General features: G+C 65.4%; 22 protein-coding genes. 10 read left to right on the top strand and 12 right to left on the bottom strand.

Going from position 1 to position 23,844, the window contains the following annotated elements; genetic code table 11:
* Nucleotides 1-112 precede the first annotated feature (112 nt).
* From D5687_RS04460 to truA, 8 genes are all read right to left on the bottom strand, one after another.
* Nucleotides 113-601, bottom strand: a complete 489-nt coding sequence (locus D5687_RS04460; RefSeq protein ID WP_125198565.1) for a CvpA family protein — start codon at nucleotides 599-601, stop codon at nucleotides 113-115.
* A 43-nt stretch (nucleotides 602-644) separates the two neighbouring features.
* Nucleotides 645-1,451: an SPOR domain-containing protein gene (locus D5687_RS04455; RefSeq protein WP_125198564.1), complete on the bottom strand. Its 807-nt coding sequence runs from the start codon at nucleotides 1,449-1,451 to the stop codon at nucleotides 645-647.
* On the bottom strand, nucleotides 1,444-2,790 hold the full coding sequence (locus D5687_RS04450; protein WP_125198563.1) for a folylpolyglutamate synthase/dihydrofolate synthase family protein: 1,347 nt from the start codon (nucleotides 2,788-2,790) through the stop codon (nucleotides 1,444-1,446). Before D5687_RS04450 ends, D5687_RS04455 begins: the two co-directional genes overlap by 8 nt.
* Nucleotides 2,791-2,845: 55 nt before the next feature.
* Complete coding sequence (gene accD / locus D5687_RS04445) at nucleotides 2,846-3,730, bottom strand: acetyl-CoA carboxylase, carboxyltransferase subunit beta (protein ID WP_125198562.1); 885 nt, start codon at nucleotides 3,728-3,730, stop codon at nucleotides 2,846-2,848.
* A gap of 81 nt (nucleotides 3,731-3,811) precedes the next feature.
* Nucleotides 3,812-4,660, bottom strand: a complete 849-nt coding sequence (gene trpA, locus D5687_RS04440) for a tryptophan synthase subunit alpha (protein ID WP_192894153.1) — start codon at nucleotides 4,658-4,660, stop codon at nucleotides 3,812-3,814.
* Nucleotides 4,657-5,886: a tryptophan synthase subunit beta gene (gene trpB, locus D5687_RS04435; protein WP_125198561.1), complete on the bottom strand. Its 1,230-nt coding sequence runs from the start codon at nucleotides 5,884-5,886 to the stop codon at nucleotides 4,657-4,659. The genes trpA and trpB overlap by 4 nt, the downstream gene beginning before the upstream one ends.
* Nucleotides 5,867-6,517 (bottom strand): phosphoribosylanthranilate isomerase, encoded by a 651-nt coding sequence (locus D5687_RS04430; protein WP_125198560.1) that lies wholly within the window; start codon nucleotides 6,515-6,517, stop codon nucleotides 5,867-5,869. The genes trpB and D5687_RS04430 overlap by 20 nt, the downstream gene beginning before the upstream one ends.
* A 139-nt stretch (nucleotides 6,518-6,656) precedes the next feature.
* Nucleotides 6,657-7,445 carry a tRNA pseudouridine(38-40) synthase TruA gene (gene truA, locus D5687_RS04425; protein WP_125198559.1) on the bottom strand — a complete coding sequence of 263 codons (789 nt, stop codon included), beginning with the start codon at nucleotides 7,443-7,445 and terminating at the stop codon, nucleotides 6,657-6,659.
* A gap of 339 nt (nucleotides 7,446-7,784) precedes the next feature.
* Between truA and D5687_RS04420 the strand changes: the two genes are divergently transcribed.
* From D5687_RS04420 to D5687_RS04405, 4 genes are all read left to right on the top strand, one after another.
* Nucleotides 7,785-9,371, top strand: coding sequence for a TolC family protein (locus tag D5687_RS04420; RefSeq protein WP_158611750.1), 1,587 nt, complete (start codon nucleotides 7,785-7,787; stop codon nucleotides 9,369-9,371).
* Between the two features lie 59 nt (nucleotides 9,372-9,430).
* Nucleotides 9,431-10,576, top strand: coding sequence for an efflux RND transporter periplasmic adaptor subunit (locus D5687_RS04415; RefSeq protein WP_158611749.1), 1,146 nt, complete (start codon nucleotides 9,431-9,433; stop codon nucleotides 10,574-10,576).
* Complete coding sequence (locus D5687_RS04410) at nucleotides 10,573-13,884, top strand: efflux RND transporter permease subunit (protein WP_125198556.1); 3,312 nt, start codon at nucleotides 10,573-10,575, stop codon at nucleotides 13,882-13,884. The genes D5687_RS04415 and D5687_RS04410 overlap by 4 nt, the downstream gene beginning before the upstream one ends.
* Before the next feature lie 90 nt (nucleotides 13,885-13,974).
* Nucleotides 13,975-14,700 carry a cupin domain-containing protein gene (locus D5687_RS04405; RefSeq protein WP_370271300.1) on the top strand — a complete coding sequence of 242 codons (726 nt, stop codon included), beginning with the start codon at nucleotides 13,975-13,977 and terminating at the stop codon, nucleotides 14,698-14,700.
* Nucleotides 14,701-14,706: 6 nt separating this feature from the next.
* Here D5687_RS04405 and D5687_RS04400 read toward each other — a convergent pair whose 3' ends face one another.
* The 4 genes from D5687_RS04400 to D5687_RS04385 are packed head-to-tail and all read right to left on the bottom strand — an operon-like array spanning nucleotide 14,707 to nucleotide 18,404.
* On the bottom strand, nucleotides 14,707-15,387 hold the full coding sequence (locus tag D5687_RS04400; protein WP_158611748.1) for an ABC-type transport auxiliary lipoprotein family protein: 681 nt from the start codon (nucleotides 15,385-15,387) through the stop codon (nucleotides 14,707-14,709).
* A 35-nt stretch (nucleotides 15,388-15,422) separates the two neighbouring features.
* On the bottom strand, nucleotides 15,423-16,394 hold the full coding sequence (locus D5687_RS04395; RefSeq protein ID WP_125198554.1) for an MlaD family protein: 972 nt from the start codon (nucleotides 16,392-16,394) through the stop codon (nucleotides 15,423-15,425).
* Between the two features lie 9 nt (nucleotides 16,395-16,403).
* The gene (locus tag D5687_RS04390; protein ID WP_204742137.1) at nucleotides 16,404-17,198 is read right to left on the bottom strand and encodes an ABC transporter ATP-binding protein; all 795 of its coding nucleotides are present in this window, start codon (nucleotides 17,196-17,198) and stop codon (nucleotides 16,404-16,406) included.
* Nucleotides 17,199-17,243: 45 nt separating this feature from the next.
* A complete protein-coding gene (locus D5687_RS04385; protein ID WP_125198552.1) occupies nucleotides 17,244-18,404 on the bottom strand; it encodes an ABC transporter permease in 1,161 nt (386 codons plus the stop codon).
* 321 nt (nucleotides 18,405-18,725) lie between these two features.
* Between D5687_RS04385 and rluB the strand changes: the two genes are divergently transcribed.
* The 6 genes from rluB to D5687_RS04355 all read left to right on the top strand — a co-directional run bounded on the left by rluB (nucleotide 18,726) and on the right by D5687_RS04355 (nucleotide 23,838).
* On the top strand, nucleotides 18,726-19,694 hold the full coding sequence (gene rluB / locus D5687_RS04380) for a 23S rRNA pseudouridine(2605) synthase RluB (protein ID WP_125198551.1): 969 nt from the start codon (nucleotides 18,726-18,728) through the stop codon (nucleotides 19,692-19,694).
* 78 nt (nucleotides 19,695-19,772) lie between these two features.
* Entirely contained in the window at nucleotides 19,773-20,336 is a 564-nt protein-coding gene (locus D5687_RS04375; protein ID WP_125198550.1) for a YqgE/AlgH family protein, read from the top strand.
* A 50-nt stretch (nucleotides 20,337-20,386) separates the two neighbouring features.
* The gene (gene ruvX / locus D5687_RS04370; RefSeq protein ID WP_158611747.1) at nucleotides 20,387-20,890 is read left to right on the top strand and encodes a Holliday junction resolvase RuvX; all 504 of its coding nucleotides are present in this window, start codon (nucleotides 20,387-20,389) and stop codon (nucleotides 20,888-20,890) included.
* Between the two features lie 40 nt (nucleotides 20,891-20,930).
* A complete protein-coding gene (gene pyrR, locus D5687_RS04365; protein ID WP_125198548.1) occupies nucleotides 20,931-21,452 on the top strand; it encodes a bifunctional pyr operon transcriptional regulator/uracil phosphoribosyltransferase PyrR in 522 nt (173 codons plus the stop codon).
* Nucleotides 21,453-21,457: 5 nt separating this feature from the next.
* Nucleotides 21,458-22,471: an aspartate carbamoyltransferase catalytic subunit gene (locus D5687_RS04360; RefSeq protein ID WP_125198547.1), complete on the top strand. Its 1,014-nt coding sequence runs from the start codon at nucleotides 21,458-21,460 to the stop codon at nucleotides 22,469-22,471.
* Entirely contained in the window at nucleotides 22,468-23,838 is a 1,371-nt protein-coding gene (locus D5687_RS04355; protein WP_125198546.1) for a dihydroorotase, read from the top strand. The genes D5687_RS04360 and D5687_RS04355 overlap by 4 nt, the downstream gene beginning before the upstream one ends.
* Nucleotides 23,839-23,844: the final 6 nt, after the last annotated feature.

The following is a 23,844-nucleotide window of genomic DNA, read 5'->3' as shown; positions in this document are numbered from 1 at the left end:
GAGGCCGAAACGGCGACGCCGGAGCGGTCGGTCGACCGTTCCGGCGCAGTTCGGGAAATCCCCGAAGGCGACACGCATCCCGCACGCCACCGTGTTGTTGAAGAAGTCGCTGTCACCACTGCACGTTGCGGGCAACGTCCGCCGGCATGACTGCCAGCAGCCACTCGGCCACCACCTGGAAGTGCGGTATCAGCGTCGAGGCCTGCCACCATGCTTCCTGTGGCAAGGCGGTGAACCCGCCCAACAACAGCAGCCCGGCGACGATCAGCACGCCGCGCAACAGGCCGAAGACCATGCCCACCGACCGATCCGTACCCGAAAGGCCGGTGGTTTCCACCAGTTTCGAGATCGCCCAGTTGATGATCCCACCCAGGATTAGCACCACGACGAACAGGGCCACGAAGGCGATCGCCACGCGCGCCGAGGGGATGTCCACCGCCTCGGGCACCAGCACGGCCGCGGTTTGCGAGAATGCCAGGGCAATACCGAAGGCGGCCAGCCAGGTGACCAGCGAGATCACCTCCTTGACGAAACCTCGCACCAGCGCGATCGCCGTGGAGATCAGGACAATTGCCAGGAATATCCAGTCGACCATCGTCATGGCTGCCTCCTTGCCTTACTCCTCACACCGCTCCCGGGGCGAGTCACTTGGTCATCACCAGACCGTCCCGGCCGATGCGCTGGCGCAACCGTTCGGTTGCCTCGCTTGCCAGATCACGAGTGGCATACGGGCCGACACGCACCCGCCAGACAGTGCCCTGCTCGGAGAACAGCGGGGTGACCGACACATCGAACCCCGAGGATTCGACCGACTTGGCCAAGGCGCGCGCATTCCGCTCGTCGGAAAAACTGCCCAACTGGACCACGAATTCCCCGCTGGCCGAGCTTTCCGGGAGATTCTCGCCGGACGACGCCGAGTCGGTCTCCGTCTCGGTCTCTTCCGGCTGCTCCGATGGCTCGTCGTCTTCGGCAGCCTTACCGTCCGCTGGTCCCGACTCAGACGGTGAGTCCTCACGATCCTCACTGGAGGTCTGGTCACTGGAGGCGTCGGAGTCGGCGGAGGTTGCTTGATCCGCGCCCTCCCGGCTCTCCCCGGCCGCGGAAGCGACCTCCACCTCGGCCTCGTTCAGGGAAGACGCCGCCGGCTCGGCCGGCGACGCGGTCGCATCGCCCCCTTCGCGAGCCTCGATTGGCGTCTGATCCGGAAACAGCGACGTCGGCGGGTTTTCCAGCGGCTCGCCCGTATCCCCCGGTGGTTGGGGCACCTCGATCCCGTCCGTGCCTTCGACCTTGGGCTTTTCGGGCGCCGACTGCACCCTCAGGCTGTCGATGCCACTGCCATCGAGCCACAGGGGCAACAGCAAGACGGCCAGCGCCACCACCACCGAGGCCCCTACCAGTCGTTGGCGGAAGCGCGATTCGGTCCAGCTTGATTCGGTTTGCTCAGCCACGGCGTCCTCTTTGCAACGGGGGCGGCACGACTACTTGGCGCCAATGCCCCACATTCTCTCGCGTATCCAGTCGTGCCCGCAATGGACCGACCACGTGGAACGAACCAAACACCAGGATTTCGTCCCCCTCCCGGGCCTCGGCAAGCGCGGCATTATACGCACCGGCCAGATCGGCTTCACGGTGCACGGTTCTCACGCCGGCTTGATCGAGGGCCGCCTCGATCCGACCGACATCCGCCGCCCGTGGTTCCTTGAGCGGGGCAACCCACCAGGCATCGAAACAGGCGGCCAATGTCTCCACTATCGCTTCGATCGGCTTGTCATCCAGTGCCGAAAACACCGCCAGTCGACGACCGACCGGTTTCTCGACCAGCGCGGCGGCGAGCGTCCGCGCCGCCTCGACATTATGGGCCACGTCGAAGATCACCGTTCGCCCGTGGTCGACAAATCGCTCCAAGCGACCCGGCAATCGCACCGTCGCCAACCCCTCGCGGACGGCCTCATCCGGGATGGCAAGCGGGCTGCGCGGGTGTTGCAGCAACACAACGACGCCCGCGGCGTTATTCCACTGGTGACGCCCCATGAGCGCGGGCCGTGGCAGGCAGACGGTCCGCCCGTCTCGCTCCAGCCCGAACACAGGTACCGTCCCGGTCGCCGACAACGGGCAGGTCGACGAGACGGAAAAATCCTCACCCAGACACAGCAGATCGGCGCCAATCCTTGCAGCCGCCACCCGGATCGCCTCTACGGGTTCCGGATCGACATACACCGCCGGCTGATTGGGGCGCAGGATGCCCGCCTTCTCGAGGGCGATCGCCTCGCGCCCCTCGCCCAACCAGTCCTGATGATCGAGCCCGATCGCGGTGATCAGGGCAAGATCGGCATCCAGGGCATTGACCGCATCCAGGCGACCGCCCAGTCCGACCTCGAGAACCCAGACGTCGAGGCCCGCCTCGGCAAACACCAGAAACGCCGCCACGGTGAGCCACTCGAAGTAGGTCAACGCGGCGCTGTCAGGGTGCGCCTCGATGCGTTCGAAGGCGCGAACCAAAGCGGCGGACTCGACCATCTCACCGTCGATCAAAAAGCGTTCACGTACATCCACCAGGTGCGGCGAGGTGTAACTGCCCACCCGGTATCCCGCGGCACGGCAGATGGCCGATGCCATCATTACGCTCGAGCCCTTACCGTTGGTGCCGGCCACGGTAATCACGCAGGCCGGAGGCCGGTTACCCAGCAGGTCGTGCGTTATCCGCCGGCAACGCTCGACCCCCGGCTCGATCCGGTTCGGGTCGCGCTGCAACAGGACCTCGAGCCAGTCATCGACCGTGCGGGTCATGTCATCGGGCCCCGAGACTTGCCCAACGGGATGGCTGGCATGAAACGAGTCTCCGTCACGGAGCCGCGCGGTTCGTCTCGCGAGGCAGGTCCTTCTTCTGCAGGTTGGCGACCAGCAGGGCCACGGTTTGCGGCAGCTCGTCGCGGGGCACGATCATGTCGATCGCGCCGTGCTCGAGCAGGAATTCACTGCGTTGGAAGCCCTCGGGCAGGGTTTCGCGCACGGTCTGCTCGATCACGCGCGGGCCGGCGAACCCGATCAGGGCATTCGGTTCGGCGATCTGCACGTCGCCCAGCATGGCCAGCGAGGCGGAGACACCGCCCATGGTCGGGTCGGTCAGCACCACGATGAACGGCAGCTGCTTTTTCGACAGGCGGGTCAGTGCCGCCGAGGTCTTGGCCATCTGCATCAGCGAGAACAGCGCTTCCTGCATGCGTGCGCCACCCGAGGCAGTGAACACCACCAGCGCACAGCGGTTCTGGATGGCCGCCTCGACGGCCCGGACGAATTTCTCGCCGACCACCGAGCCCATCGAACCGCCCATGAACGCAAAGTTGAAGGCTGCGGCGATCACCGGCACGCCATCGGTGCTGCCGCGCATCACCACCAACGCATCCTTCTCGCCGGTCTTCTTCTGGCTCGCGCTGATGCGATCGCGGTACTTCTTCTGGTCACGGAATTTCAACATGTCCACCGGAGAGATATCGGTGAACAATTCCTCGCGCCCGGTCGGATCAAGAAAGGCGTCCAGCCTTGCGCGTACGGCGATGCGCATGTGATGGCCGCACTTGGGGCAGACCTCGAGGTTGCGACGCAGCTCCTCGCGGTAGAGCACGGCATCGCAGCCGTCGCACTTGACCCACAATCCCTCCGGCACACCGCGCTTGCCGGTGCTCTCCGTTCGGATGCGTGATGGAATCAGTTTATCCAGCCAGCTCATGCTCGAACTCTCCCAGGATGATGTCGTTCTCGGTCCGCACCACCACCGTCCTCGCGGTGGATCGGCCTCGCGTATGTGTCGTTATTGCCGTGCGCTTTCCACGGCCGAGCGCAACTCGGCGAGAAAGGCACGCACCGTCTCCAGCCCCTGGGCATTCATGCCGCCGGCCGCCGAGGCCTGTTCGTGGATCAATCGGACGATGGCGCTCCCGACGATCACCGCATCCGCCACCCGGCCGACCTGTCCAGCGGTCTCGGCATCGCGGATACCGAACCCGACACCCACCGGCAACGCGCAGGCCTCGCGAACGCCTTTGACCTGTGCGGCGAGCGCATCGGTGTCCAGGTTGGCCGCCCCGGTGACGCCCTTGAGCGAGACGTAATAGACGAAGCCCGAGCCCTTGCTCGCCACTTCGCGGGTGCGCGCCGCGCTCGTGGTCGGCGCGAGCAGGAAGATCGGTGCCATGCCCCTCTCGCCCATCGCCGCGGACATCTCGTCGGCCTCTTCCGGCGGCAGATCGACCGTCAGCACACCGTCCACGCCGGCTGACGCCGCCTTGTCGACGAAGGCGGCCACACCCATCGCCTCGATCGGATTCTGGTAGCCCATCAGCACCACCGGCGTCTCGGCATCCCGTTGCCGGAACTCGGCTACCAGATCGATCACGCCGCGCAGACCCAGTCCTGACTTCAGGGCGCGCTCGTGCGCGGCCTGGATGACCGGGCCATCGGCCATGGGATCGGAGAACGGCACGCCGATTTCAATGGCATCCGCCCCGCCCTCGACCATCGCGTACATCAGCTCGACGGTGGCCTGGGCATCCGGATCGCCGGCGGTGATGTAGGGGATCAGTGCCGCGCGATTCTCGCCCTTGAGTCGCTCGAATAGGGAGGCCAGGCGGCTTGCGGGTTGCTTGGTCGTCTCGCTCACAGTTCGATCCCCTCGAGCTTGGCCACGGTATTGATGTCCTTGTCGCCCCGGCCGGACAGGTTGACCAGGATGCGCTGCCCGCCGCGCGCCTCGGCCAGCAGGCGGGCGTGGGCGACGGCGTGGGCCGACTCGATCGCCGGGATGATCCCCTCGCAGCGCATGGTGTCGTGGAAGGCCGCCATGGCCTGGTCATCGGTGATCGCGGCGTAGTGAACGCGGCCGATATCCTTGAGCCAGGAATGCTCCGGCCCCACGCCGGGGTAGTCGAGGCCGGCGGAGATCGAGTGCGTGCCGATGATCTGGCCGTTCTCGTCTTCCATCAGGTAGGTGCGGTTGCCGTGCAGCACGCCCGGGCGACCGGCGGTCAGCGGGGCGGCGTGGCGGCCGGACTCGAGGCCTTCGCCACCGGCCTCCGAGCCGTGCAACTCCACCGACTCGTCGGCGAGGAATGCGTGGAAGATGCCCATCGCGTTCGAGCCACCGCCCACACAGGCAACCACCTGGTCGGGCAGTTCACCGGTCTTCTCGAGCATCTGGGCACGGGCCTCTCGGCCGATCACCGACTGAAAGTCGCGCACCATCAGCGGGTACGGGTGCGGACCGGCCACGGTGCCGATGATGTAGAAGGTATCGTCGACATTGGTTACCCAGTCGCGCATCGCCTCGTTGAGGGCATCCTTGAGCGTGCGCGTCCCGGAATCCACCGGCACGACCTTCGCGCCCAGCAGGCGCATGCGGAAGACGTTCGGGGCCTGGCGCTGGATGTCGTCCGCGCCCATGTAGACCACGCACTCGATGCCCAACCGCGCGGCCACGGTGGCCGTGGCCACGCCGTGCTGCCCGGCACCGGTCTCGGCGATGATGCGCGTCTTGCCCATGCGTTTGGCCAGCAGGGCCTGACCCAGCGCATTGTTTATCTTGTGCGCGCCGGTGTGGTTGAGGTCCTCGCGCTTGAGCCAGATCTCGGCGCCGTAGAGCTCGGACAGGCGCTTGGCGTGGTAGAGGGCAGTCGGTCGACCGACGTAGTCACGCAGGTCCGACTCGAACTCCTCGATGAAGCCCGGGTCGTTGCGATATTTCTCGTAGGCGGCGGTCAGCTCCTCGATCGGCCCCATGAGAGTTTCGGCGACGTAACGGCCCCCGTAATCCCCGAAACGACCGCGTTGGTCCGGGAAGCTCGCGTAATTGACTGGCGCGCCGGTCGCCTTAACGTTGGTTTCGGGCATGACCCACCCCTCGCATGAATGCATGAATTTTGTCGGCCGACTTGATGCCCGGCGTCTCCTCGACCCCACTGGAGACATCGACGGCGTAAGGCGACAGCGTGTTGATCGCGTCGGTCACGTTATCCGGAGACAGCCCGCCCGCCAGGATCCAGGGTCGGCGATCCCGGCCGCTGTCCCGCGGCCAGCGGCTCCAGTCGAAGGTATGGCCGGTGCCACCCAACCCGCTGACAGCGTGACTGTCGATCAGAAAGCCGCGTGCCGTGTGATGCTCCTGCATGATCCGCCGGCGCGCCTCGTCGTCCAGGTCGGCACTGACCGCCTTGATGTAGGGGCGACCGAATTGCCGGCAGAAACGCCCGGTCTCGCTGCCATGAAACTGCAGCAGATCCGGACCGACCTGGTCGATTACCGTCTCGACCCAGTCCACGCTCGGATCGGCAAATAGGGCCACCGTCTGCACGAAGGCCGGCACTCGGGCAACCAGGTCACGCGCCGTCTCCACTCGAATCGAGCGCCGACTGGCCGGCACGAACACGAAGCCCAGCGCATCGGCTCCAGCGGCGACCGCTGCTTCGACATCGGCCAGACGCGTAATTCCGCAGATCTTTACCCGTGTGCGGCTGCTGTCCACCGGTTTGTCGGCCCTCGTGAGAAAGATGACTTAAGAACGATAATTGGGGCCGCGGATTCTAGCAGGATTCCCGAGGGCTCTCGACTCCCCCGCGGGCCCGCATCGACTTCTCAACATGGGGAAACGAGTCCGTTTGACCTCAGCCCACCTGCTCGAACAGCGGCCGGCGTGGCCGGGTGGGCAGATCGAAAGCCGCCGGATAGTCGACCCCGGTCAGGTACAACCCATCGGCCGGGGCGGTGATGCCCGCTGCCTCGCGATGGCAGGCCGCCAGCGCCTCGCTGATCCACTCGACGGGACGCTCGCCCGTCCCCACGGCAAACAGGCTGCCGACGATGTTCCTCACCATGTGGTGCAGGAACGCATTCGCACGCACATCAATGAACAGATAGTCGCCCTGGCGGGTGACTTCGACGCGTTCTACGGTGCGCACCGGGGAATGCGCCTGGCAGTCCTTGCCGCGGAAGCTGGAGAAATCGTGTTTACCCAGCAGGCGGTCGGCGGCGGCCTGCATGAGCGACTCATCCAGGGGGCGATACCACCAGCTCAGCCGCCCCGAAGAGATCGCCGGCCGAGTGGATCGGTTGATCAGGCAGTAGCGGTACTCGCGCGCCGTGGCGGAGAACCGGGCATGAAAGGTCTCGTCCACTTCCTGCACCCACAGGGCGGTTATATCGCGCGGCAGGTGCTGCATCGTGCCCATCTGCCAGCCGTAGACCGGTCGTTCGACCTCGGCGTCGAAATGGATCACCTGCCCGGTGGCATGCACGCCACGATCGGTGCGCCCGGCACAGACCACCTCCACTGGGCCATCGGCCACGCGGCTGATCGCCCGCTCGACGCGCTCCTGCACGGAATCGCTGTGCGACTGACGTTGCCAGCCGTGATAGCGCCCGCCGTCGTACTCGACCCCCATGGCCAATCGCATGCCCCACTCCCCTCGAATTGCTTTCGCTCAAGCCCGACCGTCAGGACAGGAAGCGCGATGATACCGATTAACCCAACGGCCGCCACGCAGGCATGACCCATGATCTATAAGTATCTCGCAACGTACTGATAGAAAAGGCAGGCACGAATCCGCGTGCTAGCATCCAATCGATAGGGATAACTACGCGGGTTTCATATATTAGCGTTTACTGATATTGTGCGCGCTGCCCGTGAGGGATCGACCGGAAATGGGCCCGTCCAGCGGCTCATGTCATCGACCTTAACGGGAACGCGAACGATGTCTTCGGACTCTCCGCAACCGCATTCAAGGACACGCAGCATGGCGCGCAGCAACCACTCTCTGGGTTCAACGAGCGAATATGGCATCTCGTCGGCTCGCCTCCCCAACCCGGCCCGGCCGCAGCGATTGCTCTCGGCCGCCATCATCCTGGCCCTGTCCGTCAGCGGCCACGCGATGGCCAACGAAGGCGAGTCGATCGCCTTCACCGCCGACACCCCGGCGACCGACAGCCAGCAAGCACTGACGCTTCCCTTCGACGCGGCAGTGGAACGCACGCTCAGCCAGAATGCCGCCGTGGATCTTTCCCAGGCGCGAATCGCCGAGGCGCGCGCGGCAATCGAACAAGCCAACGGCAACCTTCTGCCCACGCTGGACCTGTCGTTCGGCGTGATGGGGTCGAACAACCCGCTGAACGTCTTCGGCATGAAGCTGCAGCAGGAGCAGGCCAACTTCAACGACTTCGGTGCCGGGGAGTTTTTCCAGGCGGCCGGTCAAGACTTCAGTCAGCTCAACACCGCCCTGGAAACCGAGCCGGACAATCTCAACGATCCCGGCTGGCACCACAACTTCCAGACCTCACTGAAGCTCTCCATCCCGATCTACAACGGCGGCAAGATCCGCGAGATGCGCACCCAGGCGCAGGCCCTGCTGCAGGCGGCGCAATCGGGCGACGAGGCCGCGCGCCAGCAACTGGTCCTGCACACCGTCGAGGCCTACGCGGGCATCAACACCGCCGAGGCCTTCGTCGAGGTCGCCAGCCAGGCGCGCGAGGCGGCCACCTCCTTCCGTGATCTCTCGCAGAAGCTCTACGACGAGGGCGTGGTCACCAAGGCCGATCTGCTCAAGGCCAAGGTCAATCTCGGCGAACGCGAGCTCGATGTCGAGAACGCGCGCAACCAGGCCGCCAACGCCGCCGATGGCCTCAAGGTACTCACCGGCATCGACACCCGTCAGGACATCGAGCTCAACGAGGCGATCGACGTCTCCCTGCCCGAGACCACGCTGGACGAGGCACGCCAACTGGCCCTGTCCAACAACCCGCGCATCCAGGCACTGCGTGGCCGCATTGCCGCGGCTCGCGCCGAGGTCGACGTGGCTCGGGCGGACTACAAGCCGCAGTTCAACCTGATGGCACAGCAGGACTTCAACGACGAATCGTTGGGTCTACGCAATGACAGCTACACGGTCGGCGGCGTGCTCACCTGGCGGGTGTTCGACTTCGGCGCCCGCTCCGGCAAGGTCGATCGGGCCCAGGCGAAGGTCGACGCCAGTCTCGCCGAGCGCCAGCAGGCCCTCGACAAGCTGATCGGCCAGGTTGGCAAGGTCTGGCGCGAAGCCAACATGGCGGAAAAGCGCGTCGAGGTGCGTCGCCTGGCCATCAACCAGAGCGAGGAGGCTGTGCGCCTGGAGGAACTGCGTTACCAGCAGGGCCTGGCGACCATGACCGAACTCCTCGCCGCGCAAACCGAGCTGGACAACGCCCGTGCCGAGCTGATCCGCGCCCGCTTCCAGCGCACGATGCAGCGCGCCGCCCTGTGGCTGGCGCTGGGCGAACTCGGTCCCGAGCGGGTCGAGTCCGTCCGCGCCGATGGCGTGAAGGCGGCACTGGCCACCTCCGAATCCTGATCGGCCGACAGCCCCGGCCGCGGTTCCTATTGCGATCCAACGAACGAGATCCATCGATGATGCAGCAAGCGACACACTCCTTCTTCCCGGTCATGGACCACCGACTTGCCCGCCGGCTGGTCGCCCCCCTGTTCGCTGGCCTCTTGCTGGCGGGCTGTGGCGGTGAACCGACCGAGCAACCACCGGCTGGTGCCGAGAACGAGATCCAGGCCGACTGGGTCACCGTGGACGCCGGCCAGGTCGACGACACGGCGCTCTTCCCCGGCACGGTGATCGCAAGCGACCAGTCGCCGATCGCCTCGCGGATGATGGGTTACGTGCGGGAAATCAACGTCCGCGAGGGCGAAACCGTCGATAAGGATCAGCCGTTGCTCACCATCGACCAGAGCGATGTCGACACGCAGATCCGTCAGGCCGAAGCGGCACTGGCGAAGGCCCGTTCCGGACTGGCGAATGCGCGCAGCAACTTCGAGCGATTCCAGCGGCTTTACGACCAGAACGCCGTGCCCAAGCAGCAGTTCGAGCAGATGCGCACGGCCTACGAGGTGGCTCAGGGGGATTTCCAGGCAGCCCAGGCCGCCGTCGAGCAGGCGCAGTCGCAGGTCAATTACGCACAGATCCGCGCCCCGTTCGCCGGGACCATCGTCCAGCGCATGGTCGATCCCGGCCAGCTGGCCACTCCCGGCCAGCCCCTGCTGATGTTGATGGGCAGCGGCGACCGCGAAATACAGGTCGAGGTCGACGATCAGGCCTACTCGCGACTGTCCGAGGGCGACACGCTCGAGGTGGGTTACCGCGACAACGACGGCAACCCGGCCAGCTTCTCCGCCGATGTGCTTCGGCTGGTATCGGCCGCCGACCCGATCACCCGCACCCACACGGTCAAGCTGAGCGTGCCGTCAGACCTCTCCCTGACGCCGGGCAATTTCGTCACCGTCAGCGTGGTTCTCGACCAGAAGGCAGCGATCCTGGTACCGAAGGGTGTCATCCACGATCGCGGCGGCATGCAGGGCGTATTCGTGCTGGACGACGAGGACCGGGCCCGGTTCCGCCTCGTCCGCGTCGGTCAGGAACGTGCCGGCGAGGTCGTCGTGCTGGCCGGCCTGAGCGACGGCGATCGCGTGATCACCGCGGCCCAGGGTCGACTGGCCAACGGCGCCAAGGTCGTATCGAGCAATGCAAGCGAGGGTGATGCATCGTCATGAGCCAGACGACCAACGCCAAGGACCCGAAGCTGAATCTTGCCGGCCGGCTGGCCAACAGCTTTCTCTATTCCAAGATCACCGCCCTGATCATGATCGCCATCACGCTGTTCGGCCTGATGGCGGTCCTGATCACCCCGCGCCTGTACAACCCCGAGATCGTGGTCCCCGGGGCGCAGATCTTCGTGCAACGGGCGGGCAACGACGCTGCCCAGATCGAGGACCAGGTAGTCAAGCCGCTCGAGGCGCTGATGGCGCGTCTCAAGGGTGTCGAGCACACCTACGGCGTGGCCATGGACGACCTCGGCATGGTCACCGTGCAGTTCGAGGTGGGTAGCGACGAGGAATCGAGCCTGCTGCGGCTTTACAACGAGATCTCTCGAAATCTCGACCGCCTGCCGCCCAACACCAGCATGCCGCTGGTCAAGAGCATCGGCATCACCGACGTGCCGATCATGAGCCTCACCTTGAGCTCTGAGGAGCTGGACAGCACTCAGCTGCGCGAAGTTGGCCAGCGACTGCTCGAACAGGTCCAGAACGTCCCGGAGGTGGGCGCCAGCGAGGTGATCGGCGGTCATCGCCGCGTGCTCGCCATCGACGTCGACCCGCAGCGCCTGGCCGCGACCGGCGTGCCAATGAGCCGGCTGAGCGAGATGCTCCAGGGCGCAAACGCGGTCCTGCCGGGCGGCGCCCTGACCAACGACAATCAGGAAATCCGCCTGCGCACCGACGCGGCCTTCACCGGTCCGGAGGATCTCGAGAACCTGGTCATCGGTCAGCACGAGCAGCGACCGATCTACCTTGCTCAGGTCGCCAATATCTCCTACACGCCCGAGGAGAACGACCAGTACACCACCCACGCCTTCGGCCAGGCCAACGACATGGGCAAGCAGGCCGGTGATCCCACGGCAGCAGTAACCGTCACCGTCGGCAAGCGCGCGGGGGCCAACGCCGTAACGGTCGCCGCCGCGGTCAAGGAAAAGCTTGCGGTCATCGAGCGCGAGTTGCTGCCCGAGCAGGTCGATCTGACCATTACCCGCGACTATGGTGATCGGGCCGACGACGCGGTCAATACCCTGATCGAGCACCTCGGCGTCGCCGTGCTGGTGGTGCTGATCATCCTGTTCTTCTTCCTCGGCTGGCGCGAGGCGCTGATCGTCACCCTGACCGTGCCGTTGACGCTGTTCGTCGTCCTGGGCGTGGGCTGGATCTTCGGTCAGACCATCAACCGCATCTCACTATTCGGCCTGATCCTCTCGCTGGGCCTGTTGGTCGATGCCGCGATCGTGGTGATCGAGAACATCCACCGACACCTGCACGAGGGCAAGGAGCCGTCATTCGCGGATCTGCTCGTGCGGGCGACCAACGAGATCGGCAACCCGACCAACATCGCGACGCTGGCCGTCATCCTGGCGTTTGTGCCGATGGCGTTCGTGTCGGGGATGATGGGGCCGTTCATGCTGCCGATCCCGATCAACGTCTCGGTGGCGATGATCGCCTCGCTGATTCTCGCCTACATCATCGTCCCGTGGACGGCGTACCGCTGGCTGGGCTCGAAGGCCCGCAAGGCGCTCGCCAAGCGCGAAACCCTCGAGGGCGACCCGCACCACGAGGACTGGCTGATGCGCAACTACAAGCGCATTGCCAAGCCGTTGCTCGGTTCGAGGATGTTTTCGCTGGCCTTCCTGCTGTTCGTCCTCGGCCTGATGATCGCCTCGATGCTGATGCCGGCGTGGCAGTTCGTGCGCGACTCGGGCATGAACGGCCCACTTTCGCCGGCCGGCGTGAGCCTCAAGATGCTGCCCGAGGGCAACGTCGACACCTTCCTGCTCGAGGTCAACACCCCGGAAGGCACGGCCACGGAGCGCACGTCGCTGGTCGCCGACGCGGTAGGCAACGTCGTCTCGCAGAACCAGTACGTGACCGACTACCAGACGTACGTCGGACGCACGGGTCCGCTGACCTTCGCCGGTATGGTCCGTGGCGACATGATGCGCCAAGCCCCCAACATGGCACAGATCCGCGTCAATCTGGTCGATCGACACCATCGCCCCGTGACCAGCGAAGTCGCCATGGAGATGTGGAGACAGCTCGAACCGGTGCGTCAGCAATACACGGACTCCGGCATCAAGCTGTTCCTGACCCCGCCCGGTCCACCGGTGCGTGCGCAAGTGCTCGCCCGCATCCACGGGCCGGACTACGAGACGCTGCGCGACATCGCAGGCCAGGTGCGTGAGCGCTTCGACGACGTCTACGGCATGATCAACGTCGACGACTCGATCACCGCCGACGCACCGGAGTACCGGATCGAGGTCAACCAGACCAAGGCACTGCAGTCGGGCATCGCCCCGGCGCAGATCGCCAAGGTGGTCCACGAGTACGTCAACGGCCAGACCCTGGGCACCGTGCACGACACCGACACCTCGGAGCCGGTCAACATCGTGTTGCGCCTCGACCAAGCCAACCGCGCCTGGATCCGCCAGATCCGCGACCTGACCGTCACCAACCCCGAGGGCAAGGCGGTCAAGATCGGCAACCTGGTCGACATCCGCGAGGGCACGGTCACCAAGCCGATCATGGACCGCGACCAGCACCCGGTGGTCTTCGTCCAGGGCGACCTGCTCGGCTCGAGCCCCGTCTACGCCACGCTGACGCTTAACAAGTGGCTCAACGAGATGGAGCTTGACGGCAACGTCGAAATCAGCACCGGCAACCTGGGCTTCGTCGACAGCCAGCCGGATGACCTCAAGGGCTATGAGGTCCTCTGGGGCGGTGACATGCGATTGACGCTCGATGTCTTCCGCGACCTTGGCGCCGCGTTCATCGTGGCATTGGTGTTCATCTATCTGCTGCTGGTCGCCTACTACCAGTCGTTCATGTTGCCGGTGATCGTGATGGGCGCGATCCCGCTGACCCTGGTGGGCATCTTCCCGGGCCACTGGCTGTTCGACATGCCCTTCAACGCCACCTCGATGATCGGCTTCATCGCGCTGGCCGGCATCGTGGTACGCAACTCGCTACTGCTGATCGACTTCATCCTCGATTACCGCCAGCAAGGCTACGGCCTGAAGGAGTCGGTGCTCGAGGCGGGCGCGGTGCGCTTCCGTCCGATCCTGCTCACCGCGCTGGCGATCATGTTCGGCTCGGCGATCATGATCACCGACCCGGTCTTCGGCGGGCTGGCCGTCTCGCTGATCTTCGGCACCTTCGCCTCGACCATGCTGACGCTGCTGGTAATCCCGATCATGTACTACTTCTGGCAGCTCGATCAGCAGATCAAGGCCGAGAAGAAGGCACGCAAGGCCGCCTGACGGCCAGGCATGCGCCGAGACCAACCGCGACCCGCCGTTCTGGCCGGTCGCGGTTTTTTTTGTCTACGCTTGGGCTCCCGTGAACACCTCATGACAACCCGACCAATGGCCGAACACCCGCTGACCCCCCTTCACGCCGACCTGTTCGAACGCGCCGTCGTCGACACCAACGCCCTGCCCTGGGTGCAATCCCCGGAGCCGACCGTCGAGCGCAAGCTGATCGAACGCGAGGGCGGCGACGGCACGCGGGCGACCAGCCTGGTGCGTTTCGCCCCCGGGGCGAGCTTCCCCGAGCACGTCCATCACGGCGGCGAGGAGTTCCTGGTGCTGGAGGGCGCGTTCTGCGACGAGACCGGCTGCTTTCCCGCGGGTCACTACGTGCGCAATCCACCCGGATCTCGCCACAGTCCGAGCGCGCCGGATGGTTGCGTGATCCTGGTAAAGCTCCACCACCTCGACCCGCGTGAGCACGAACAGATAGTGGTGGACACCCACGCCACGCACTGGCAACCAGGTCTGGTCGAGGGCCTGGAGGTCATGCCGCTGGCCGGCTTCGAGGGCGAGCACACCGCCTTGGTGCGATGGGCGCCTGGCACGCATTTCAAACCGCACCATCACTTCGGCGGGGAGGAGATCTTCGTGCTGGAAGGGACGTTCGCCGACGAGTACGGTCGCTATCCCGCCGGGACCTGGCTACGTAACCCTCACTGGAGCCTTCACCAGCCCTACTCGGAAACCGGCTGCACCATCTGGGTCAAGACCGGTCATCTGCCGATACCCGATGCCTGGTATCGGGAGACCCAACGAGCCCGGTAACGGCCGTTAGTCCGTGGCCGAAGGCAACGGCGTGGTGGTTGCGGCAAGCGATGCCCCTTGGGCGGCGAGCCGTGTCATCAGCTGGTCGACCAGCGATTGCGCGCCCTTGGCGTAGCTTTCCGCATCGTTGGCTTCGAGCTCGATGGTTTCATTGAAGATTATCGCCTCGACCAGTTGTCGCTCGGCGGCCCGATACCAACTGCAGGCCACCTTCATCTGCACCTGCCCGGACTGCGTCATCGCCGCGCCGGGCTCGAGCTGATGCTCCAGGCGCTGGATCTCGCAGTACAGGCTCAAATCGGAAGGCACGCGCGCCCCACCGCGGACCACGGTTCTCACCCAGGGCTGGGTCGACAGGGTCTCGTCGATGATTTCGTTGAGCATCACACCGGGCGGACTGGTCCAGCGGTTGTCGCGATAATAGGCGAGCGACTGACGTTCACGGCTATAGGCCATGTCCCGGCGGTCGATTGCACTGGCCGCACGCGTTTCAATCAGGCGGACGATCACTGGATCACTGACGTCGGTCCCCTCTACCACGGGGGCGGGCGCAACCAGCCGCCATTGCTGCGGCTCTCCGCCCCGTTCCGGCAAGACGGCGCAACCACCCAACAGCAGCGCGAACCCGAGCGTCACCAGCAAACGAATCGAACCGTATTTAATTTTATTTTCAATGACCTGATTCATCTTCCTGCCATCCTGGTTCGGGTCGAGGGAGGTATTCATCGGATCGCCTCGCCGGGTCCCGGAGTGCGCTGATCACCACCGAAGATCGCCCGCGACGGGTCATCATCCAGCGTCGAGGTAAAGTCACTCAGTCGGCGCGACAAATCCCGAAGATCCCGAATCAGCAGACTGATATCGGGCAGCGTCTGGCGCGAGATCTCGTCGGCGGCCCGTTCGCCCGCCTGGCTGAAGCCGACCGTCACCTCGGCTGCCGTGGCTACTCGGTCGGCCGTCTCGTCAAATGTATCCATGGTCACCGAGAACTTGCCGATCGCCTGGTCGAGGGAGTCCATGGTGCCGTCGGCCCGGGCGAGCAGACGCTCACCGTGCTCGGTCAGCTCGGCCGTGTTCTCCGCGGTGCGCGAGGCGTTTTCCAACAGGGACCGGAGCGTCTCCCGCTCCTCGGCGAGCGTGCTGGTGATCTGGTCAAGGTTTTTGGCGGTGCGTTCGACCGCCTGCAGGTTCTCCTTGCTCAGCAACCGGTCGATCCGTTCGCTGACAGCGACCAGCCGCACCATGGTGTCGTTGAGTCCGCCTTCGAGCTTGGAAAACAGCGACGGCTCGTAGGGAATCACCGGGCAGCAGGCGTTCGGGGCGGCCGGGAGATCCTCGTCGGCCGAGCCGCCCTTGAGGTTGAGCACGCTCAGGCCGGTGACGCCCTGCGGTTGCAACTGGGCGCTGGTATCGGCCCGAATGGGCACGGTCTGATCGATCAACAGCCGGATCCGGATGTTGTCCGGGTTGCGCCGATCGATGCGGATTTCATCCACGTAGCCGACGTCCACCCCGTGGTAGTAGACGCGACTGTCGCTATTCAGACCGGAAACGCTGTCGGTGGCGTAGACCACATACGGGTTGTACTGACGAGACGAACCGCCGCTGTAAAGCCACCAGGCGGTCAACACCGACGCGCCGAGCAGCAACACGACGAACAACCCCACGATGCTGTAATTGACCTTTGATTCCATGACCGTGCCCTAGGCGCTCCCCCGGCTCGTTCCCGGCTGACTCGTTCCGAGTTTCGCATATTCCGCGGATCGACTACCTTGAAAATAGGCAACCAGCTCCGGCTCGTCGCGTTGCGCCAGCTCGGCCGCCGGGGCGAACGCGAGCACGCGCTTTCTGGCCAGAAAGGCCACCACATCCGAACCACGCCAGATCGAATCGAGATCATGGGTGGCCTGAATGACGGTCAGGCCCAGTGAATCGGTCAACTCGCGGATAAGATCATCGAAACCCGCCGCGGCGATCGGATCGAGCCCCGAGGTGGGTTCATCCAGGATCAACAGGCGCGGATCGAGCGCCAGCGCGCGAGCCAGGGCCGCGCGCTTGACCATGCCCCCCGACAGTTCGGCCGGGTACTTGCCGGCACTATCGGCAGGTAGCCCGGCCAGGAGCACCTTGCTCATCGCCAGTTCCTCGAGCCAGTGCCCCCGAAGCGATGTGTGTTCACGCAGCGGCAGCATGACGTTTTCCAGCACCGTCAGGGCAGTGAATAACGCACCCCCCTGAAACAACAAACCTATCCGCCGTCGCAGGTCGCGTTGGGCGCGCTCGCCCACCGCGAGGGCATCCTCACCGAACAGCTCCAGTTGGCCTGCATCCGGGCGGCGGAGCATGGACAGGGTGCGTAGCAGGACCGTCTTGCCGGTTCCCGATCCGCCGACCAGCGCGGTGATCCGTCCCGGTGGAAGCTCGAGGCTCAGGCCGTCATGGACGCACTCGTCGCCAAAGCAGTTTCGAATGCCGCTCAGACGCGCGATTGGCGCCATGGATTCGTTCTGAGCTGGGCTGTGGGACGCTGAAACCATCGCCAGTCAGTACCCCATCAGGTTGAAGAGCACGGAGAACCCAGCATCCAGCACGATGACCAGGAAGGTCGCTTGCACCACGCTGACCGTCGTCGCCCGCCCGACGGCCAGCGCGCTGCCCGCCACCCGCATGCCCTGCATGCAGCCGATCAGCGCAATCGCGATGGCGAATACCGGCGTCTTGATCAGACCGAGCATCAGCGTGGTCAAGTCGACCACCTCCGGCAACCGATCGAAATAGACGGCAAAACTCACCTCAAAACGGTAGGCCGCAACCACCGCCCCACCCAACAACCCCAGCAGGTTCGCGAACACCGTCAGCAGGGGCAGCACCACCATCAGGGCGATGATCTTGGGCAGGATGAGCATGTCGAACGGTGAAATGCCGATCGACCGCAGCGCGTCGATCTCTTCGGTAATCCGCATCGTGCCCAGTTGCGCGGTATACGAGGACCCCGTCCGCCCGGCGACGATGATGGCGGTCAACAACGGTCCCATCTCGCGCAGGGTGATGATGGCGACCAGGTTGACGATCAGGATGTTGGCACCGAAATCGGCCAGGGTGGCGCCGGCCTGGTAGGCCATCACCATCCCGACCAGGAACGAGAGCAGGCCGACAATACCGAGTGCACGCAACCCGGCCGCCTCGATCTCGGCCACCACCTCGCGCCAACGAATGCGCCAGGGAAAAGCGATCAACTTGCCGCCACGCACCACCAGTTCGCCGATAAACGCGAGAAAGGCGTTGCCCTCGGTGAACTTGGCGACGGTCACCCGGCCGATTCCCGCCAACACGCCCTCGCGCGGCGGCCGCGGCGTCTTGGGTGGCGGCAGACGCCCCTTGAGCAACTCGATCACATTGCGCTGACTCTGAGGCAACGCCTCCAGATCCACCGCCGCACCGCCCTGCTCCATTCCGTCGACGATCCGGGCGAGCCTCAGTGCACCGGCACTGTCGAGCGCATCGATCTCACCGCCAACCCGAATCGTCTTGCCCCTCGCGGCCGAGTCGCCGAATCCGGCGGGTAGCGACCGATCGATTGTCGAAAGGGTCTCGGACTGCGCCAGGGTCCATTCGCCGGCCAACTGCAGGTGCCACACGTCGTTATCGCCCCGATCGAGGGCGATACGCGGCGGCACGTTCACGGAAGATCCATTTTCTGTCATGAACCGGGCGATCTCGGCAGATTGTTCGGACGGAGAATACCGGCAGCCTAGGCGCTGCTCGCCCCCAACCGGAGCCCTCGCCCCGCCTAGGCAATCGATGCAAACGCGAACAACTGTATTGCCCAAGCGTAGGCGCAAAGCGCCCCACTCGTCTATTCGTCTCGGCAAGGTCTCCACCGCGCACCTCATCGCAAGGCAGTTGCGTCGGTCGGATCAGACGAACCTGATAGAATGCCGGGCCTTTTATTGGCGGCTGCCGCGCGGCTTGGCCTCGCCGGCAAACGCAACCCACGCGGACAACCGCGACACGAGGAGATGCCCATGGAAAAACAGCGCTTGCAGAAGGTCCTCGCGGCCATGGGGCTGGGCTCGCGTCGCAAGATCGAAAACTGGATCGCCGAAGGCGCGGTCCGCGTCAACGGTCAGACTGCGACACTGGGCGACCAGGCCGGGCCCGGCGACATCATCGAGATGGGTGACCGACGCATCCAAGTACCCGACGTGCGACCGGTGCGCCGGGTGCTGATCTACCACAAGCCCGAGGGGCAGATCACCGCCAACCACGACCCCCAGGGCCGGCCGACGGTCGCCGAAAACCTGCCGCCGATCCGCGAGGGTCGCTGGATCACGGTCGGTCGACTCGACTTCAACACCAGCGGCCTGCTGCTGGTAACCAACGACGGCGAGCTGGCCAATCGGCTGATGCACCCGAGTTACGGCATCGAACGGACCTACGCCGTTCGCGTGTTCGGCGGCCTGAGTGACGAACAGCAGAAACAACTGCTCGAAGGGGTCGAACTCGAGGACGGGCCGGCCAGCTTCAAGCGCCTGGCGGACGCCGGCGGCCAAGGGCAAAACCACTGGTACCACGTCACCTTGCATGAGGGGCGCAACCGCGAGGTGCGTCGCATGATCGAGGCCGTCAACGGAGCGGTATCCAGGCTGATCCGCATCAGCTACGCCGGGGTCACACTGCCGCCGCGTCTGCGACCCGGCAAGGTCCAGGAGCTCGAACCCGACATTCAGGCGGCATTGGCCGAGCTGGTGGGCCTCAAGGCCGAGACGCGTCAGAAGACGCTCGGACGCCACGACGCGCGCCGCGCCCATAAGCCGTTCAAGGCCGGTCAGTCGGTGCGTGACAGCAAGCGCGCGCAACCCCGCCGTGGCGGGGGCGGCAAGAGTGCCGGCCCGGTCGGCCATTCGCTCAAGCGCGAAACGACCATCAAGCCGGCTACCTCGCGACGCAAGGGCGGCGGGGCAGCCAACCGCCGACGCGGCACGAGCCGCTGAGGCGAGAAGCACTCATCCCAAGCGCTCACCGCATTCGGGCTTGAAGGCAACGCGCCCGCCACCAATACTGGGGAGACCATGCAAGAAAACAGCTCGCTGACCAACCAGCTCCTGATCGCCATGCCCAACCTGGAGGACCCCAACTTCAGCCACAGCGTGACGTACATCTGTGAAGACAACGACGAGGGCGTGATGGGCATCACCATCAACCGCCCGCTGGAGCTCGACCTCGGCGACATCCTCGACCACATGAGCATCACCTGCACCGACCCCGACGTGCGGAGCCGGCAGGTGTTCATGGGCGGCCCGATTGCCCTCGAGCGGGGCTTCGTCCTGCACGCCCCCCACGGCGGCTGGGAATCCACGCTCGAGGTGACCGACCGCATCGGTCTGACCACCTCGAAGGACATCCTCCAGGCGTTGGCCGACGGGGCGGGCCCCAAGCAGGCCATCGTCGCGCTTGGCTATTCCGGCTGGAGCCGCGAGCAAATGGATCGCGAGATCGCCGAAAACAGCTGGCTCAATGTCGAGGCCACCGAGGAAATACTGTTCGATCAGCCGGTCGACGAGCGTTGGACGACCGCGGCCAGCCAACTTGGCATCGACATCAACCTGCTCTCCGGCGAGGCCGGTCACGCCTGATGACTGCCACGGAGCCTGCCTCACCAGCGCCCGGCTCCCAGGCCGACTCCATGCCCGGCTCCCTGGCACTGGGCTTCGACTACGGCGAATGGCGTATCGGGCTGGCCGTGGGCGACCGGCGCCTTGCTAGTGGCCGTCCGCTCACCACCCTGCACAATCGCAACGCCGACCAGATTGACTGGACGGCGATCGAGGCCCTCGTCTCGGAGTGGCAGCCCGATGCGCTGGTGCTCGGCTGGCCGATCGACGACACGGGACGCTGCTACCCGCAGGCCGCCGCCATCCGCCGCTTCGGCAATCGTCTGCGCGAACGCTACCACCTGCCGGTATTCATCGTTGATGAACGCATGAGCTCCGAGCAGGCCACCGAGCGTCTGGTCAAGCGCCGCGGGCGCCGTGCCGTCGAACGCGATCAGGGTCAGATCGACGCCATGGCCGCCGCGGTCATTCTTGATACCTTCTTTGCCCAGTCGACGCCGCGCCTGATCGAGACCGTCACCAAGGCCGAGGTCACGCAAAACCTGGTCGGCTCTCCCGCTACGTCGCGGCATTGATACAATTCGATCCCATCAATCTCACCCGGACTCCCCTGCGATGACACAGACCGACCGCCTGTTGCCCGTCAACGAGGCCATCGACCGGCTCGAGGCCCAGATCCGCTCGGATCAGCAGGATGGCACTCTGGTCGATCCACTGATCGTGGGTATTCACACCGGCGGGGTCTGGGTGGCCGATGCCCTGCACCGCGCACTGGGCTGCCAGGAGCCGCTGGGCCGGTTGAACATCACCTTCTATCGTGATGATTTCAATACACTCGGCCTGCATCCCCAGGTCAGCCCTTCGGACCTGTCGGTGGATGTCGACGGTCGCGATATCATTCTGGTCGACGACGTGCTGTTTACGGGTCGCACGGTGCGTGCGGCGATGAACGAGCTGTTCGACTACGGCCGACCACGCCGGATCGCCCTGGCGGTGCTCTACCAGCGCGACGGTCGTGAGCTGCCGATCTGCGCCGACTGGGCCGGTCAAGAGTTGACGCTCGGCCCCGACGAACAGATCCACGTCGACGGCCCCGACCCGATGACCGCCCGACTCGTCACCAGCAAGGAGAGCTGAGCGCCATGGCCGTGAAATTCGTCCGCCCGAAGATCCCGAAGTTTGCCCCGGATCCCTGGGCAATCCAGTTCGATGAACAAGGCCACCTGCGCCACCTGCTGACAATCGAGGGACTCGGGCCGCAGTGGATCACTCGCATCCTCGATACCGCCGAGGGCTTCGTCTCGGTCACCGATCGCGAGATCAAGAAGGTGCCGCTGCTGCGCGGCCGGACCGTGGTCAACCTGTTCTTCGAGTCCTCGACCCGGACCCGCACCACTTTCGAACTGGCTGCCAAGCGCCTCTCCGCCGACGTACTCAACCTCAACCTCGCCACCTCGGCGACCAAAAAGGGCGAAAGCCTGCTCGACACCCTGCGCAATATCGAGGCGATGCAGGCCGACATGTTCGTCGTCCGCCACGAGCAGTCCGGTGCAGCCCACTTCATCGCCCGTCACGTCGCCCCGCACGTCTCCGTACTAAATGCCGGCGACGGCTGGCACTCGCACCCGACCCAGGCCTTGCTTGACGCCTTCACCATCCGTCGGCACAAGGGCGATTTCACGCCGCTGCGGGTGGCGATCGTCGGCGACATCCGCCATTCGCGGGTGGCCCGCTCGCAGATGCACGTGCTCAACTCGCTCAATGTGGGTGAACTGCGCGTGATCGCCCCGCGCACCCTGCTCCCCACCGACGTCGAGAAGCTTGGTGTGCGCGTATTCCACGACATGCGTGAAGGGCTCAAGGACGTCGACGTGATCATCATGCTTCGCCTGCAACGCGAACGAATGGAGGCGGGCCTGCTGCCCAGCGAAGAGGAGTTCTACCGCCTTTACGGTCTGACCGAGGAGAAACTCGCCTGGGCCAAGCCCGACGCGATGGTCATGCATCCGGGCCCGGCCAACCGAGGCGTGGAAATCGAATCGTCGGTGGCCGACGGGCCGCAGTCGGTGATTCTCGAGCAGGTATCCAACGGCATCGGCGTGCGCATGGCGGTGATGAGTCTGTGCATGAGCGCCAACCGGGGAGACAACACATGAAGGACGCACCGGAAAACCTCGGCATCGATCACGACCCGGTGCGCCACCCGGAGGGATGTCGTCCCGGTATCGACTGCGATCGCTGGGTCATCCGCGGCGCCCGGCTACGTGATCCGTCAAATGGGCTAGATACCTCCAGCGATATCTATCTCGGTGGCGGACGCATCGTCGGGATCGGCGATGCACCCGGCGACTGGCCGGCCGATACCGCCGAGCATGTCTGTGCCGAGGGCCACTGGCTGATTCCCGGCGTCATCGACGGCTGGGCGCGTCTGCGCGAGCCGGGACACGAACACAAGGCCACCATCGCGACCGAAAGTGCCGCCGCCGTCGCCGGCGGGATTACCACGGTGGTCATGCCACCCGACACCGTCCCGGTACTCGATACCGTCGCGGTCGCGCGCTACATCAAGCGCCGCGCCCAGCTGGCCGGTCGCGCCCGCGTGGTTGCCATCGGCGCGATGACCCAGCAACTGGGCGGTGAGCTGCTCGCCGAAATGGCGGCACTGGACGCCGGTGGCTGCGTCGCGATCTCGAATGCCCACTACCCATTCCAGGACCTGCGCCTGATGCGGCGGGCACTGGAGTACGCCGCGACCTTCGATCTGCAGGTACTGCTCCAGCCGCTGGACCCCTCGCTCTCCACACGGGGCTGCGCACATGATGGCGCCGTGGCCACCCGCCTCGGCCTACCGGGCCTGCCGGTCTCCGCCGAGACCGCGCCGCTGGCGCAACTGATCGCCATGATCAGCGAGACCGGCGCGCGAGTGCACGTGCCGCAGCTATCCTCTACCGCCGCCCTCAAGTTGATCGAGCGGGCGAAGGCCGATGGCCTGCCGATCACCGCCGGCGTCTCGGCCCACCATCTCTGGCTCACCGAGATGGACACCGACGCGCTCGATCCCAACGCCCACGTCATCCCGCCGCTACGGACCATTCGCGATCGCGATGCGCTGCGCCGGGGGCTTGCCGAGGGCCTGATCGACACCGTTGTCTCGGATCATCAGCCGCACGAACCGGATGCCAAGCTCGCCCCCTTCCCGGAGACCGAGCCCGGCATCTCGGGGCTCGAGACCCTGCTGCCGCTGGTGTTGAAGCTGGTCGAGGAAGGCGTGATCGGTTTCGAGCGCGCCATCGATGCGCTGACGACGCGCCCGGCCGCGCTGTTTGGTCTGTCCGATGCCGGCTCGATCGCCGTGGGCCAGCGTGCCGATCTCACCCTGGTCGATCCAGATGCGATGTGGAGCCTCGGCTCGGTCGGCCTGGCGAGCGCCGGCGAGAACACGCCGTTTACGGGCTGGGACTTCGCCCACCAGGTAGAGACCACCTGGGTCAATGGTCGGCGGGTATTCCTGCGCGAGCAGTGAGTTCGA

The sequence above is a fragment of the Guyparkeria sp. SCN-R1 genome (assembly GCF_003932495.1).
Lineage (GTDB): Bacteria > Pseudomonadota > Gammaproteobacteria > Halothiobacillales > Halothiobacillaceae > Guyparkeria.
This window is presented reverse-complemented; position numbering and strand designations above follow the sequence as displayed.